Here is a 14,421-nt window from a genome sequence, read left to right as displayed (position 1 = left end):
CGAACTAGAGTCCACCCGCATCAGGCATTACCACGGGGGACTACACACATGCGTATGGCCAGCCATACGGCGCTGCCCGCGCGTCCACCGCGCGGGCCTGCACGGGGGGCTCACACGGGTCGCACAGCCGACGCCGCCCTGCCCTGCCAGCGCCGCCCGGACGTGTTCCAGCACCCGCTGCTGGAACCGTCGACCGACCTGCCCGACAGCTCACCCGCACTGCGCCGCCGGCACCTCGTCCTGTCCCGCACGGCCCGTGACCTGTGCGCTTCCTGCCCGCTGTGGGCCGAGTGCCTCCAGGACGCCGTCGTCCACGCCGAGCCGTACGGCTACGCGGCCGCGACCACGCTGGAGGACCGCCGCTGGATCCGCCGCACGCTCGGCATCGGCGACGCCGCGGGCGACCTCCCCACCCCGCCGGCGCCCGAGGACCGCGGAGCCGGCCCGGAAGCCGCAACCGGCACCGGGGACCCCTCCCGCCGACTGATGCGCCTGCGCTCGCGCACCACCGACCCGGCGGCCCGCCACCCATCCGAACACGGGTGGCCCGAAATCGACGCCATCCTCGACGCGTTCGACATCCGGCAGGAGCAACTGGCGGCGCAAAGAAGGGCGTTGCGTCGTACCCTGTCCGCAATTCCCACCCCGTTGCACGAGCACACCGGCACACAGCCGACGTATCGACCCGCCCCGCCCCCGTCACCACAACTCGAAAGCAGGACACAGGACATGGCAGCGGCCGAGTCCGGGCAACGGATCGCCTTCTCGTACGAGGATCCCGCCCAGGCCGTACGACAGACCCTGCTCGGCCCGCTGATCCGCTCCGCCCTGCCCGCCCTCACCAGTCTCGAACAGCTCGCCACGATGCTGACGAGCGTCCCCGGCGGGGACGTCACTCCCGAACTCCTCCGGGACGTCCGCGCCGTACGGCGCGCCGTGGCGGAGCTGGCCCCCTGCGACACGGCCGGCCCCGACGCCACCACGGAGGCCGCGCCCCTGCGCACTCTCACCGGCTCCGTCTCCGTCGAGCTCGCGGCCACCGACCCGGTGGCGGCGCTGCGCCGCGACTTCCTCGAGCCCCTCCTGCGCGAACTGGCCGCCTCCCTCACCAACATCGAGAAGGTCGCGACCATGCTGGCCGCCACCGAGGACGCCGACGGCCCGGGCCTTGAGCCCCTTCGTACGGCCCTGCGCGGCCTGCGCACCCACCTTCCGGCCGCCCCCGGCGTGCCGTCCGGCTCCCCCGGCCGGGTCGCGGCCGCCCCACCGCACCGCCGTCCGGCCACCGCGCCCAGCATCCGCGCCGCCGTGGAGACGGCCGTGGCCACCTTCCCCGGCCCGTTCTCCGCCCGGGACGTGCTGCGCGCCCTGCCGCCCGGCGTCTACGGCGACCCTTCGAAGACGATCAGCAACGTCCTCTCCTCCATGGTCAAGTCCGGTCGCCTGCGACGCCTCGCCCGGGGCACGTACGCTCGCACCGTCGCCGTCCCCGACCACGCTCTGCCCGACCCGGCCGCACGGCCCGGTCAGGACCAGGCGAAGAGCGCCTGAGCCGGAAGGAACCCGGAACCCGATGACCGAACCGACCACCCCGCCGCCGCCGCCGGCCACGGCGGACGCCCAGGTGCACGTCTTCTCCCCCAACGCCGGCCTGGTCGACGGCGTACCGGTCACCGCCCCGCCCTACGGCGACATCCAGGAGGTCATTCTCTCGATCCTCCAGCAACGCGCCCAGCAGCTGGGTGCCCCCACCCCCGCCACCATCACCGACAACCGCTACGGCGGCGCCATCCGCCTCCTGATCCACCCGGACGGATCGACGGAACAACTCACCTGACGAGTCCGCCAGTTCGCCCGAGGATCGCCTACTCGACCAGCGTGAGAACGGCGGCAACGCCAGGGGGTTCCTCTCGGCGGTGTTCGACGCGCGCAAGCACAAACGAAAGGGCCGGGAGGCTTGTCGCCTCCCGGCCCTTTCAGTCGGTCTGTTGCTGGCGCTTCGGGCGCCACACCACCAGCGCGCTGGTCTGCTGTACCTCCTGGTACGGCACCAGGTCGCGGCGGTACGAGGCGTGTACCGCGGCCTCTCGTTGCTGCATGGCCGCCGCCGCGCCGTCCAGGGCCGACTGGAGTTCGGCCACCCGGGACTGCAGTGCGGCGACCTGGTTCTCCAGTTCGATGATCCGCTTGATGCCGGCCAGGTTGATGCCCTCGTCCTGCGACAACTGCTGCACAGTGCGCAGCAGTTCGATGTCGCGGGCCGAGTAGCGGCGGCCCCGGCCGGCGGTGCGGTCGGGGGAGACCAGGCCCAGGCGGTCGTACTGGCGCAGGGTCTGCGGGTGCAGGCCGGAGAGCTGGGCCGCTACCGAGATGACGTAGACCGGGGTCTCCTCGGTCAGCTCATACGGGTTGCGCCGACGGCCGTCCATGCCTCTCATGCTCCCTTCGCCGCCTCGAACAGCTCCGTCCGCGGATCCTCCTCCGCGGTCGCCTCGCGATACGCCTCCAGTGCGTCACGAGCCTTCCCCGACAGGTCCTTGGGAACACTCACCTCCACGGTGACCAGGAGGTCGCCGCGGGTGCCGTCCTTGCGGACCGCGCCCTTGCCCCGCGCGCGCATGGTGCGCCCGTTGGGCGTGCCGGGCGGCAGCTTCAGCGTCAGCGAAGGACCGCCCAGGGTGGGCACCTTGATCTCGCCGCCGAGCGCCGCCTCTGTGAACGTCACCGGCACGGTCACCGTCAGGTTGTCGTCCTTGCGGCCGAAGACCGGGTGGGAGCCGACGTGGACGGCGACGTACAGGTCACCCGCCGGGCCGCCGCGCTCGCCGGGGGCGCCCTTGCCGCGCAGCCGGATGCGCTGCCCGTCGGTGACGCCCGCGGGGATGCGGACCTGCATCGTGCGGGAGGACTTGGCGCGGCCGCTGCCCGAGCACTCCGTGCAGGGGTGCTCGGCGATCAGACCGCGGCCCTTGCAGTCCGGGCAGGGGTCGGTGAGGGAGAACCCGCCGCCCGAGCCGCGCGCCACCTGCCCGGTGCCCACGCAGGTCGGGCACACGCGCGGTGTGCCGTTCTTGTCGCCGGTGCCGGAGCAGGCCTTGCACGGGGACTGGGAGGTCATGCGCAACGGGACCGTCGCGCCCTCGATCGCCTCGGTGAAGCTGAGGGTGACCTCGGTGTCGATGTCCTGTCCGCGCCGGGGTTGCGTGCGCGTCCCCGCGGTGCCGCCGCGGTTGAACAGTCCCCCGAAGACGTCACCGAGCCCGCCGCCGAAGCCGCCGGCGCCTCCCCCTCCGCCCTGGGCGCCCCCGAAGAGGTCGCCCAGGTCGAAGTTGAAGCTGCCGCCGGCGGCGCCGGGACCCGGACGGAAGCCGCCGTTTCCGAAGAGGGCGTGTGCCTCGTCGTACTCCTTGCGCTTCTTGGGGTCGCCGAGGACGTCGTTCGCCTCGGAGATCTCCTTGAAGCGCTCCTCAGCCTTGACGTTTCCCTTGTTGGCGTCCGGGTGGAACTCGCGGGCGAGCTTCCGGTACGCCTTCTTGATCTCGGCCTCGGTGGCGTCCTTGGGGACGCCGAGGACCTTGTAGTAGTCCTTCTCGATGAAGTCCTTGGTGCTCATCCTCGACGCCCCTCCTTCCGTGTCGGTTCAAGCTCAGCCCTCGTCCGGGCCACCGCTCTCCTTGTCGTCGGACTTCTCGGCGTCCTCGGCCTTGACCGTCTGGGCGCCGGGCTGGGGTTCGGCCACCGCCACCCGCGCGGGGCGGATGGTGCGCTCGCCGATCCGGTACCCGGGCTGCAGAATCGCCACGCACGTCGTCTCGGTGACGTCCGGCGCGTAGCTGTGCATCAAGGCTTCGTGGATCGTCGGGTCGAAGGGCTCGCCCTCCTTGCCGAACTGCTGCAGGCCCATCTTCGCCGCGACGGTCTCCAGCGACTCGGCGACCGACTTGAAGCCGCCGACGAGTTCGCCGTGTTCCCGCGCGCGGCCGATGTCGTCGAGCACGGGCAGGAGCTCGGTCAGGAGGTTCGCGATGGCGATCTCCTTGACCGCGATCCGGTCGCGCTCGACCCGGCGGCGGTAGTTCTGGTACTCGGCCTGGAGGCGCTGGAGGTCCGCGGTGCGCTCGCCGAGCGCGGTGCGCACCTGGTCCAGCTGGGCCACCAGTCCGGCTGTCTGGTTCGCGTCCCCGGCCGGGGCCGTCCCCTCCGCGTCAGCGGTGGAGTCGGCCTTCGGCTCGGCGTCGTCGGGGGTGGCGCCGGAGGGGACGTCGGGCTTCTCGTCGAAGCCCGGGGTCTCCTCCGTCACGCGGCACCGTCCTTGCGCTCGTCGTCCACGATCTCGGCGTCGACGACGTCGTCGTCGGCGGCCTTGGCGCCCTCGCCCGCGGCACCCTCGGGGCCGCCCGCGCCCTGCGCGGCCTGGGCGTCGGCGTACATGGCCTGACCCAGCTTCTGCGAGACGGCGGCGACCTTCTCGGTGGCCGTGCGGATCTCGGCGGTGTCCTCGCCCTTGAGCTTCTCCTTCAGCTCGGCGACGGCGCCCTCGACCTCGGTCTTGATCTCGCCGGGAACCTTGTCCTCGTTGTCCTTGAGGAACTTCTCGGTCTGGTAGACCAGCTGCTCGCCCTGGTTGCGGGCCTCGGCGGCCTCGCGGCGGCGGTGGTCCTCCTCCGCGTACTGCTCGGCCTCCTGGCGCATGCGGTCGACCTCGTCCTTCGGCAGCGAGGAGCCGCCGGTGACGGTCATCTTCTGCTCCTTGCCCGTGCCGAGGTCCTTCGCGGTCACGTGCATGATGCCGTTGGCGTCGATGTCGAAGGACACCTCGATCTGCGGGACGCCGCGGGGCGCCGGCGGCAGACCGGTCAGCTCGAACATGCCGAGCTTCTTGTTGTACGCCGCGATCTCGCGCTCGCCCTGGTAGACCTGGATCTGCACGGACGGCTGGTTGTCCTCGGCCGTCGTGAAGATCTCGGAGCGCTTCGTCGGGATCGTGGTGTTGCGCTCGATGAGCTTGGTCATGATGCCGCCCTTGGTCTCGATGCCGAGGGACAGCGGGGTGACGTCGAGGAGCAGGACGTCCTTGACCTCGCCCTTGAGGACACCGGCCTGGAGCGAGGCGCCGATGGCGACGACCTCGTCCGGGTTCACGCCCTTGTTGGCCTCCTTGCCGCCGGTCAGCTCCTTGACGAGCTCGGCGACGGCGGGCATACGGGTGGAACCGCCGACGAGAACGACGTGGTCGATCTCGGAGAGGTTGATCCCGGCGTCCTTGATGACGTTGTGGAACGGCGTCTTGCAGCGCTCCAGCAGGTCCGCGGTCAGCTGCTGGAACTGGGCGCGGGTGAGCTTCTCGTCCAGGTGCAGCGGGCCCTCGGCGGACGCCGTGATGTAGGGCAGGTTGATCGAGGTCTCGGTGGACGAGGACAGCTCGATCTTCGCCTTCTCGGCGGCCTCACGCAGACGCTGCAGCGCCATCTTGTCCTTGGCGAGGTCCACGCCGTGGCCGGTCTTGAACTGCTGCACCAGGTAGTCGACGACGCGCTGGTCCCAGTCGTCGCCGCCGAGGTGATTGTCGCCGTTGGTGGCCTTCACCTCGACGACGCCGTCGCCGATCTCCAGGAGGGACACGTCGAAGGTGCCGCCACCGAGGTCGAAGACGAGGATCGTCTGGTCGTCCTTGTCGAGGCCGTACGCGAGCGCGGCCGCGGTGGGCTCGTTGACGATGCGCAGGACGTTCAGGCCCGCGATCTCGCCGGCCTCCTTGGTCGCCTGGCGCTCGGAGTCGTTGAAGTAGGCCGGGACGGTGATGACCGCGTCGGCCACCTTCTCGCCGAGGTAGGCCTCCGCGTCCCGCTTCAGCTTCTGCAGGATGAAGGCGGAGATCTGCTGCGGGTTGAAAGGCTTCCCGTCGAGCTCGATGGACCAGTCGGTGCCCATGTGGCGCTTCACCGAGCGGATGGTCCGGTCCACGTTCGTGACCGCCTGGCGCTTGGCGACCTCGCCGACCAGCACCTCGCCGTTCTTGGCGAAGGCGACGACGGACGGCGTGGTCCTGGCACCCTCGGCGTTGGTGATGACGGTGGGCTCGCCGCCCTCCAGAACGCTGACGACGGAGTTTGTCGTGCCCAGGTCGATGCCGACCGCACGTGCCATGGTGATCTTCCTCCAGCTGACTTGAGTGCAACGGACTCAAGTGTGCACGACGGTTCCCGTGCGGTCAACAGACATGAGTCGAGCTGACTCAACTCTTATCCGTTCCTTACACGCAAGGGGCCGCTGACCTGTGAGGAATCCATCCGCCGAGCCGCTCGGACGACCGTTTCGGCCGAGCTGCGAGGGGGACTCACAGCGGACACAGGTTGACGCCGCGGGCGCTGCCCGCCCCGCCCCGATGCCTCACCGGCGCGGCGCGCATCCACCTCACCGGCCCGGCGCACGTCGGCCTCCTCCGTACGGCGTACGACGCCCCGTCCCGCGCGGCGCGCACCCACGCCCCACGCGCGACGTGAGCCGCCGTCGACCGGGCGGCCGTCCGGCGCACGTCCGTCCACCGGGCGGTACTCCGCCGGGCGCCCCTCACCGGCGCGCCCTTCCGCCCAACGCCCTTCGCCGGCCCGCCCGTACACCGGCACCCGCCACAGCCCCAGGACGACGAGCGAGGTCACGCCCGCCACCCACAGCACGGCGTGGGCGTCCGCCCAGCCGGAATGCACCAGCACTCCCACGAGTACCCCGGCGAAGGCCGCGGCACCGATGACGATCGTCACTCCCTGGGGGGTGAGGCCGAGCCGCCGCAGCCGGTGCGCGAGATGGTCCCGGCCGCCGCGGGTCAGCGGCCGGCCCGCGACGCGCCGTGCCAGCAGGACGAGGGCGGCGTCGGCGACGGCGACCGCGGTGAGCGCGAACAGCACGCCGGCGCCGGTGGCCGCCTCCTGTCCCGCGCGCGCGGACACGGCCGCCGCGGCCAGCACGAAGCCGGCGAACAGTGAGCCGCAGCCGCCGAGCGCCACGCGCGCGGGTGGCCAGTTGTGCATCAGGAAGCCGGTCAGCGCGGCGGCCAGGACGCTGAGCAGCACCGCGAGCCCGTCCATCATCTCGGCCGCGGCGCAGGCGCCCACCCCGAACGCGGTGACGACCCCGACCGTCCCGGCCACCCCGTCGGCGTGGTCGAGGGCCCGGAAGGCGAGCGCCACGCACGCGATCCAGGCCACGGCCACGGCTCCCTCGGCGGCGCCGGTGTCGCCGTACGGCACCACGAAGGCCGCCGCGATCGCCGTACCGAGGGCGAGCAGCCGTGTTTTGAGCCGCCACAGGTCGGCGGCCAGTCCCAGCGCGGCGACCCCGGCGGCCGCGGCGAGCAGCACGCCCATGCCGTCCCGCAGGGGTGCGTAACCGGTCCATTCCCCGGCGGCCACCACCAGGCAGGTGGCCAGTACGACGGCGGCGCCCCCGGACAGCGGAACGCGCCGCTGGCGGTGCCGGCGGTCGAGCAGTCCGAGCCGCAGCGCGGGGGCGCGCAGCAGCACGGCGAGGACGGCGGTGAGAAGCAGGGCGCTGGTGGCGGCGACGATCCCGTAGAGCACGGATATAAATTAGTCATGAATGTACCAATTTGGTACGAATAACACGGTCGGGATCGGAAGGGATTTCTGAGGTGACCCTCAGCGATTCAGATCACGCCATGCCCGGCTACAGTGCGGCGGGAGATCGGGGTAGTCTCAGACGGACTGCATAAGTTACCGCTTAGTAATCTCGAACATCCCCCTCGCAGGCCCGAGGAGCCCCCATGCAACTCGCCGCGATCATCGTGTCGCTGGTCCTGACCGTGGTCGGCGTCGCGCTGCTCGCACGCGCGATCGGCCAGTTCGTCCGCTACTTCAAGCTGGGCCAGCCGGTCCCGGCGGGCACCCGGACGGACAACCCCTACCAGCGCAGCGTGACCCTGGTGAAGGAGTTCCTCGGCCACACGCGTATGAACCGCTGGGGCATCGTGGGCTTCGCCCACTGGTTCGTCGCCGTCGGCTTCCTCACCCTGCCGCCCACCCTGGCGCAGGCGTTCGGACAGCTCTTCGAGGCCGACTGGACGCTGCCCGTCATCGGCGGCTTCCTGCCCTTCGAGCTCTACATCGAGTTCATCGGCGTGATGACGATCCTCGGCATCGCGGTGCTGATCGTCATCCGCCTGCTGAACCTGCCGTCCCGCCCGGGCCGCAAGTCCCGCTTCGCCGGCTCCAAGGCGGGCCAGGCGTACTTCGTCGAGTACGTCATCCTCACCATCGGCCTCGCCATCTACGTGCTGCGCGGCCTCGAGGGCGCGATCCACCACGTGGAGCACTACGAGGCGGCGTACTTCGCCTCGTACCCGCTGGTCCTGGCCTTCAAGGGACTGAGCGTCGGCGCGCTGCAGAACCTGATCTACTTCACCGCCATGGTGAAGATCAGCACCTCCTTCATCTGGATGATCGTCGTCTCGCTGAACACCAACATGGGCGTGGCCTGGCACCGCTTCCTGGCCTTCCCGAACATCTGGTTCAAGCGCGAGGCGACCGGCGGCACCGCCCTCGGCGGACTCCAGCCGATGACCTCCGGCGGCAAGCCGATCGACTTCACCGACCCCGGTGACGACGACGTCTTCGGCGTCTCCCAGGTCGAGCAGTTCTCCTGGAAGGGCCTGCTGGACTTCTCCACCTGCACCGAGTGCGGCCGCTGCCAGTCGCAGTGCCCCGCCTGGAACACCGGCAAGCCGCTGTCCCCGAAGCTGCTCATCATGTCGCTGCGCGACCACGCGCACGCGAAGGCGCCGTACCTGCTGGCCGGCGGCGGCAAGACCATGGAGGGCGAGGAGAAGGCCTCCGAGGAGCAGCTCAAGGACGTCCCCGCGGCCGCGCTGGCCGAGGCCGAGCGCCCGCTGATCGGCACGGCCGAGGAGAACGGCGTCATCGACCCGGACGTCCTGTGGTCCTGCACCACCTGCGGCGCCTGCGTCGAGCAGTGCCCGGTGGACATCGAGCACGTCGACCACATCGTCGACATGCGCCGCTACCAGGTGATGATCGAGTCGTCGTTCCCCTCCGAGGCGGGCACGATGCTCAAGAACCTGGAGAAGAAGGGCAACCCCTGGGGCCTGGCGAAGAAGCAGCGCCTGGAGTGGCTGAAGGAAGTCGACTTCGAGGTGCCGGTCGTCGGCAAGGACATCGAGGACCTGTCCGAGGTCGAGTACCTGTACTGGGTCGGCTGCGCCGGCGCCCTGGAGGACCGCGCCAAGAAGACCACGAAGGCCTTCGCGGAGCTGCTCCACATCGCGGGCGTCAAGTTCGCCATCATGGGCGGCGACGAGAAGTGCACCGGTGACTCCGCCCGCCGTCTCGGCAACGAGCCCCTGTTCCAGGAGCTCGGCATGGAGAACGTCATGGCGCTGAACATGGCGTTCGGCGAGGAGACGGACGACGAGGGCAAGGTCACGCCCGAGTCGAAGAAGCCGAAGTCGGCCAAGAAGATCGTCGCCACCTGCCCGCACTGCCTCAACACGCTCGGCAACGAGTACCCGCAGCTCGGCGGCGACTACGAGGTCATCCACCACACCCAGCTGCTCCAGCACCTGGTGGACGAGGGCAAGCTGATCCCGGTCACCCCGGTCGAGGGCATCATCACCTACCACGACCCCTGCTACCTGGGCCGGCACAACAAGATCTACACCCCGCCGCGCGAGATCATCGCGAACGTCCCGGGTCTTCGGAACGAGGAGATGCACCGCCACAAGGAGCGCGGCTTCTGCTGCGGCGCCGGCGGCGCGCGGATGTGGATGGAGGAGCGGATCGGCAAGCGCATCAACAACGAGCGCGTCGACGAGGCTCTCTCGCTCAACCCCGACATCGTCTCGACGGCCTGCCCGTTCTGCCTCGTCATGCTCACGGACTCCGTGAACGGCAAGAAGAACGACGGCAAGGCGAAGGAGTCCATCCAGGTCGTGGACGTCGCCCAGCTCCTGCTGGAGTCGGTCAAGACCCCGGCCGACGACGAGCCCCCGGCCGACGCCGGGGAGCCGGAGAACGAGCCGGAGCCGCAGCCGGTGAAGTGAGCTTCTTCCAGGGCTCTTTGACACGCCCCCTGTCCAGCGCGTTTCCCGCGCGACGGACGGGGGGCGTTCGTCTTGGGGGAGTAGGGCGGGGGGTGAGGTGGTAGTACGGGTCGGGGTCGGGGCGAGGTGGTAGTACGGGTCGGGGTCGGGGTGAGCTGGGAGGCGGGCGCGGGCTCAGGTACTCGTGGGGTACGGGTGGGCGTACGGGTCTCCCTTAGGGGATGTCACAGGTCGGCCGCAAAGCCGGTACCGGACCGTAGGGCCCGGCACGTCGCTCCTCGGGACCAGGTACGTTCGAAGGCGTGGCTGGATTCAGGATCGGACGCGGCGGCCGGGACGGCCGCGCTGCGCAAGCGCGACCCCAAAACCCTCCGTACGGGCAGCAGGCGCCCCAGGGGCAGCCGCCGTACGGCTCTCCCTCGACGCCGCAGCGGCCGCAGTACCGCGGCGGCGGCCAGCAGCCGCCCCACGGCGGCGGTGGCGGCGGGCAGTGGCCTGCGGCCAACGCCGGTGGCCGGGGCGGCGGTTACGGCGGGCACGGGCCGAGCGGCGGGCACGGCGGATACGGCGGCCCGGGCGGCGAGCCGGAGTACTTCGGCGGCGACGACCCCTACGGCGGCCCCGCAGGGGCGGGCGCCCCGCACGACCCGTACGCCGCGAACAACCCGGGCCACACGCAAGCCTTCTCGATCGACGAGCAGGACCGGTACAACCAGGGTGGGACCTACCAGGCCGGCTCCGGCGCCCCCGCGGGCCCGATCGGTCCGCGCCTGCCCTGGAAGGAGCTGTTGAAGGGGATCATCCTCTCCCCCAACCAGACGTTCCTGCGGATGCGGGACTACACGATGTGGGGCCCCGCCCTGATCGTGACCTTCCTCTACGGCCTGATCGCGGTCTTCGGCTTCGACGACACCCGCAAGGACACGATCAACGCGACGCTGTCCAACGCGATCCCGATCGTCCTGACGACGGGCGTCGCGATGGTGCTGAGCGCGTTCATCCTGGGCGTCGTCACCCACACCCTCGCCCGCCAGCTCGGCGGCGACGGCGCATGGCAGCCGACGGTCGGCCTCTCCATGCTGATCATGAGCCTCACGGACGCCCCGCGCCTGGTCGTCGCGATGTTCGTCGGCGGCGACGCGGCGTTCGTCCAGATGCTGGGCTGGGCGACCTGGGTCGCGGCCGGCGTCCTGCTCACCCTCATGGTCAGCCGCTCCCACGACCTGCTGTGGCCGAAGGCGCTGGGCGCGTCGGCGATCCAGCTGGTGGCACTGCTGTCGATCGTGAAGCTGGGCACGTTCTAGCGTCCTGCGGCGCCCCTCAGGGGCTCAAATGAGGCTCCCCGCCTGTCTGTTCGGCGGGGAGCCTTTGCGTGGCGCTACGAAGCGACTACGAGCGCGCAACGGATGAGGTCAACGCCGAAGCACGGGACGCCACTCGCCCTAACATCCAGAAGAAAAGGGGCCCAACCGCGCTCCGGGCAGGGGGACTTGTGAGTTCGAAGACTTCGCGGCCGGCGTGCCGTCGCTTCATCGGCTCCCTCGCGGCCTGCGTCGCCTTGGCCGCCACCTCGGGATGCACGGTCCCCGTCGACGCCGTAGCCGGCATCTCCGTGACCGAGGACGGCCGTCTGCTCGGCGTCATGATGGTGTGCGGACACCGTATCGACGGCGCGACGCTCTACGTGGCCGACGACGACCCCGACAAGTCGGTGACGGTCGGCTCATGGACCGCGGCACGTCCCCTCATGCCCGGTCTCACCACCTGGACCCTCGACTCCCCCGCCCCCGGCTGGACCGCGACCGAACCTCTCACCCCGCTCAGCCCCAGGACCACCTACAGCCTCTACGGCTGGACCAAGGACAACTCGTGGTCGTCGCGCAACGTCTCCTTCACCCTCGCCGACCGGAACCGCCTCACCCCGGGATCAGTCCTCTACCTCAGCATCTCGCAGGACGGCGACGAAACCGCGGCCACCGTCCCGACGCCCGAGTTCGAGGCGAAGGCCTGCAGGGACATGTGACGCGTCGGGCCCACGGCCGAGCGGCAGCGGGCGCAGCAGGTCAAACAGCTTCAGTGTTGGGCTTGGCCGCTTCCCCGGACTTGTGCACCGGAGGCAGGACACTCCAAGGGAAGTTGATCCAGTCGTCCGTCCGCTTCCAGACGTACTCGCACTTCACGAGGGAGTGGGACTTCTCGTAGATGACGGCGGTGCGGACCTCGGCGACGGTCTCCAGGCAGAAGTCGCGCACCAGCTTGAGCGTCTTGCCGGTGTCGGCGACGTCGTCGGTGATGAGGACCTTCTTGTCGGAGAAGTCGACGACGTCGGGGACGGGCGCGAGCATCACGGGCATGTCGAGGGTGGTCCCGACGCCGGTGTAGAACTCCACGTTGACCAGGTGGATGTTCTTGCAGTCGAGGGCGTAGGCGAGCCCACCGGCCACGAAGACGCCGCCACGGGCGATGGAGAGCACGATGTCGGGCTCGTAGCCGTCGTCGGCGATCGTCTGCGCGAGCTCGCGCACGGCGGTGCCGAACGCCTCGTAGGTGAGGTTCTCGCGTATGGGCGCGGGTTCGGGGCTCATACCTGGGTCCGGTGGAAGTTGAGGTAGGACCGGGAGGCGGTCGGACCGCGCTGACCCTGGTACCGGGACCCGTACCGCTCGCTGCCGTAGGGGTGCTCGGCGGGCGAGGTGAGCCGGAACATGCACAGCTGCCCGATCTTCATCCCGGGCCACAGCTTGATGGGCAGGGTGGCGAGGTTGGACAGCTCCAGGGTGACATGCCCGGAGAACCCCGGGTCGATAAACCCGGCCGTGGAGTGGGTGACGAGCCCGAGCCGGCCGAGGGAGCTCTTGCCCTCCAGCCGGGAGGCGAGGTCGTCGGGGAGCGTGATGACCTCGTACGTCGAGGCGAGCACGAACTCACCGGGGTGGAGAATGAACGGTTCGTCGCCCTCCGGCTCCACGAGGCGCGTGAGGTCCGCCTGCTCGATGGAGGGGTCGATGTGAGGGTACCGGTGGTTCTCGAACACCCGGAAGTAACGGTCGAGCCGTACGTCGATGCTGGACGGCTGCACCATGGAAGCGTCGTAGGGATCGATCCGTACCCGCCCGGCGTCGATCTCGGCCCGGATGTCCTTGTCTGAGAGAAGCACGCCCTGAGGATACGCAAGGCGCGCGGACCGACCACAATCGGACGACTCCGCGCGCCGACCCCGCTACGGCCCGCTACGGCCTTCTGCAGGGCTCCTGCCGCTCAGCTGAGCTGCCTTACTGCTGCTTCACCTGTTCCCGCCGCTGGCACTGCCGACGACGCTTTCGAGGGGCACCGGCACCACACTGCGCATCCGCGCGCAGCGAGGACACCGGACGAGCCGCCCCGGGCCGAGGCGCTCGGCCTTCTGCATCGGGAACGAAGCGGTGCTGAACACGTGCCCATCGGCACAACGGACGACGGTGCGCTCCATCAAGTCCAAGAGTCCCTTCCCCAAGAGCCACGTCCGGCTGCTGCCCGCCGGACAAAGGCCACACTACGGGACGTTCAGGACGGCTCCACAAGCGGCACTCCGGGACGCGACACCCCCCTGGCCCGCCCCACGCGCGGCCCCACGGTACGCCCCAACTCCGGCTTCGTGTACCCGGATCCCACGCTTGAAACCCACATGGCGCAGAGCCCCTCCAAGCGCCTGACTTCAGCGCGGGGGGCTCGGCATGGGGTACAGTGACGGGGCAATCGGACACCGGCCCGGCCGGCGTCTTACGCGGGTGTAGTTTAATGGTAGAACATCAGCTTCCCAAGCTGAGAGCGCGAGTTCGATTCTCGTCACCCGCTCCACGCGAAACCCCCAGGTCATCGACCCGGGGGTTCTTTGTTTGTGTAGACCGGTGGTCCGGTCGCGCACCACAACCGCACCAGTAGCTCTCAGCAGCCTCCTCGCTGTGGTGCGCTGGGTCGTCCCTGTGGCACTTCGCACGCTCGGCGCGCACGAGGTCGTCGAGCCCGGCGGCCAACTCGCGCTGCCGCTCCTCGTCGGAGTGCTGGGAGATATCTCGGCCACATACCGCCCGCCGCCCTGGATCATGGCCCCAAGCCGGTCGGCGATGGCCCGGTCCCGGTCGCTGGTCATGTGCTGGTGGATCAGCGCGGCTCGGGAGCTGCTGTGGCCCATGCGCGTCATCGGCTCCCGGGTGCTGGCTCCCGCCGTCGAGGTGCCGAAGGTCGTGGAAGTGCAACTCGGCCGTGACACCCGCAGCCTTCCGAGCCTTCACCCAGTCGTCCCTCCGCCGCAGTTGCCCGCCTCTGCGGATCGACGAAAACGTGTGTCCCGGTCGGCAGCGGCGAAGTGC

General features: G+C 70.1%; 13 protein-coding genes and 1 tRNA gene. 6 read left to right on the top strand and 8 right to left on the bottom strand.

The genetic code is table 11. The annotated features are described in order from the left end of the window. Nucleotides 1-54: 54 nt before the first annotated feature. A complete protein-coding gene (locus ACFYXA_RS26180) occupies nucleotides 55-1,551 on the top strand; it encodes a WhiB family transcriptional regulator (protein WP_389036969.1) in 1,497 nt (498 codons plus the stop codon). A 22-nt stretch (nucleotides 1,552-1,573) separates the two neighbouring features. Continuing rightward, entirely contained in the window at nucleotides 1,574-1,837 is a 264-nt protein-coding gene (locus ACFYXA_RS26175; RefSeq protein ID WP_389036966.1) for a hypothetical protein, read from the top strand. Between the two features lie 139 nt (nucleotides 1,838-1,976). Here the strand turns inward: ACFYXA_RS26175 and ACFYXA_RS26170 are convergent, their stop codons facing one another. The 5 genes from ACFYXA_RS26170 to ACFYXA_RS26150 all read right to left on the bottom strand — a co-directional run bounded on the left by ACFYXA_RS26170 (nucleotide 1,977) and on the right by ACFYXA_RS26150 (nucleotide 7,577). Beyond that, nucleotides 1,977-2,429, bottom strand: coding sequence for a heat shock protein transcriptional repressor HspR (locus ACFYXA_RS26170; protein WP_130438710.1), 453 nt, complete (start codon nucleotides 2,427-2,429; stop codon nucleotides 1,977-1,979). Nucleotides 2,430-2,434: 5 nt separating this feature from the next. Beyond that, entirely contained in the window at nucleotides 2,435-3,613 is a 1,179-nt protein-coding gene (gene dnaJ, locus ACFYXA_RS26165) for a molecular chaperone DnaJ (RefSeq protein ID WP_389036962.1), read from the bottom strand. A 33-nt stretch (nucleotides 3,614-3,646) separates the two neighbouring features. After that, nucleotides 3,647-4,300, bottom strand: a complete 654-nt coding sequence (grpE, locus tag ACFYXA_RS26160) for a nucleotide exchange factor GrpE (protein ID WP_130438714.1) — start codon at nucleotides 4,298-4,300, stop codon at nucleotides 3,647-3,649. Next, entirely contained in the window at nucleotides 4,297-6,147 is a 1,851-nt protein-coding gene (gene dnaK, locus ACFYXA_RS26155; RefSeq protein ID WP_389036957.1) for a molecular chaperone DnaK, read from the bottom strand. Before dnaK ends, grpE begins: the two co-directional genes overlap by 4 nt. 95 nt (nucleotides 6,148-6,242) lie before the next feature. After that, a complete protein-coding gene (locus tag ACFYXA_RS26150) occupies nucleotides 6,243-7,577 on the bottom strand; it encodes an MraY family glycosyltransferase (RefSeq protein WP_389036954.1) in 1,335 nt (444 codons plus the stop codon). Nucleotides 7,578-7,780: 203 nt separating this feature from the next. Here ACFYXA_RS26150 and ACFYXA_RS26145 point away from each other — a divergent pair, with 203 nt between their 5' ends. From ACFYXA_RS26145 to ACFYXA_RS26135, 3 genes are all read left to right on the top strand, one after another. Beyond that, complete coding sequence (locus tag ACFYXA_RS26145) at nucleotides 7,781-10,072, top strand: heterodisulfide reductase-related iron-sulfur binding cluster (RefSeq protein WP_351090267.1); 2,292 nt, start codon at nucleotides 7,781-7,783, stop codon at nucleotides 10,070-10,072. A gap of 302 nt (nucleotides 10,073-10,374) precedes the next feature. Continuing rightward, entirely contained in the window at nucleotides 10,375-11,376 is a 1,002-nt protein-coding gene (locus ACFYXA_RS26140; RefSeq protein WP_389036951.1) for a Yip1 family protein, read from the top strand. 188 nt (nucleotides 11,377-11,564) lie between these two features. Then, nucleotides 11,565-12,095, top strand: a complete 531-nt coding sequence (locus ACFYXA_RS26135; RefSeq protein ID WP_389036948.1) for a hypothetical protein — start codon at nucleotides 11,565-11,567, stop codon at nucleotides 12,093-12,095. Nucleotides 12,096-12,135: 40 nt separating this feature from the next. On the opposite strand, the gene ACFYXA_RS26130 is transcribed toward ACFYXA_RS26135, so the two are convergent. From ACFYXA_RS26130 to ACFYXA_RS26120, 3 genes are all read right to left on the bottom strand, one after another. After that, nucleotides 12,136-12,657 carry a phosphoribosyltransferase gene (locus ACFYXA_RS26130; protein WP_389036945.1) on the bottom strand — a complete coding sequence of 174 codons (522 nt, stop codon included), beginning with the start codon at nucleotides 12,655-12,657 and terminating at the stop codon, nucleotides 12,136-12,138. Then, nucleotides 12,654-13,229 (bottom strand): dCTP deaminase, encoded by a 576-nt coding sequence (gene dcd, locus ACFYXA_RS26125; protein WP_351090249.1) that lies wholly within the window; start codon nucleotides 13,227-13,229, stop codon nucleotides 12,654-12,656. Before dcd ends, ACFYXA_RS26130 begins: the two co-directional genes overlap by 4 nt. Nucleotides 13,230-13,355: 126 nt before the next feature. Continuing rightward, complete coding sequence (locus ACFYXA_RS26120; protein WP_389036941.1) at nucleotides 13,356-13,541, bottom strand: hypothetical protein; 186 nt, start codon at nucleotides 13,539-13,541, stop codon at nucleotides 13,356-13,358. Nucleotides 13,542-13,835: 294 nt separating this feature from the next. On the opposite strand from ACFYXA_RS26120, the gene ACFYXA_RS26115 reads away from it, so the two are divergent. Continuing rightward, a tRNA-Gly gene (locus tag ACFYXA_RS26115) sits at nucleotides 13,836-13,909 on the top strand. Nucleotides 13,910-14,421: the final 512 nt, after the last annotated feature.

Source organism: Streptomyces sp. NPDC002566, from assembly GCF_042889585.1.
Taxonomy (GTDB): Bacteria; Actinomycetota; Actinomycetes; order Streptomycetales; family Streptomycetaceae; genus Streptomyces.
The sequence above is the reverse complement of the archived record's forward strand: the minus strand, read 5'-3'. Positions and strand labels throughout refer to the sequence as shown.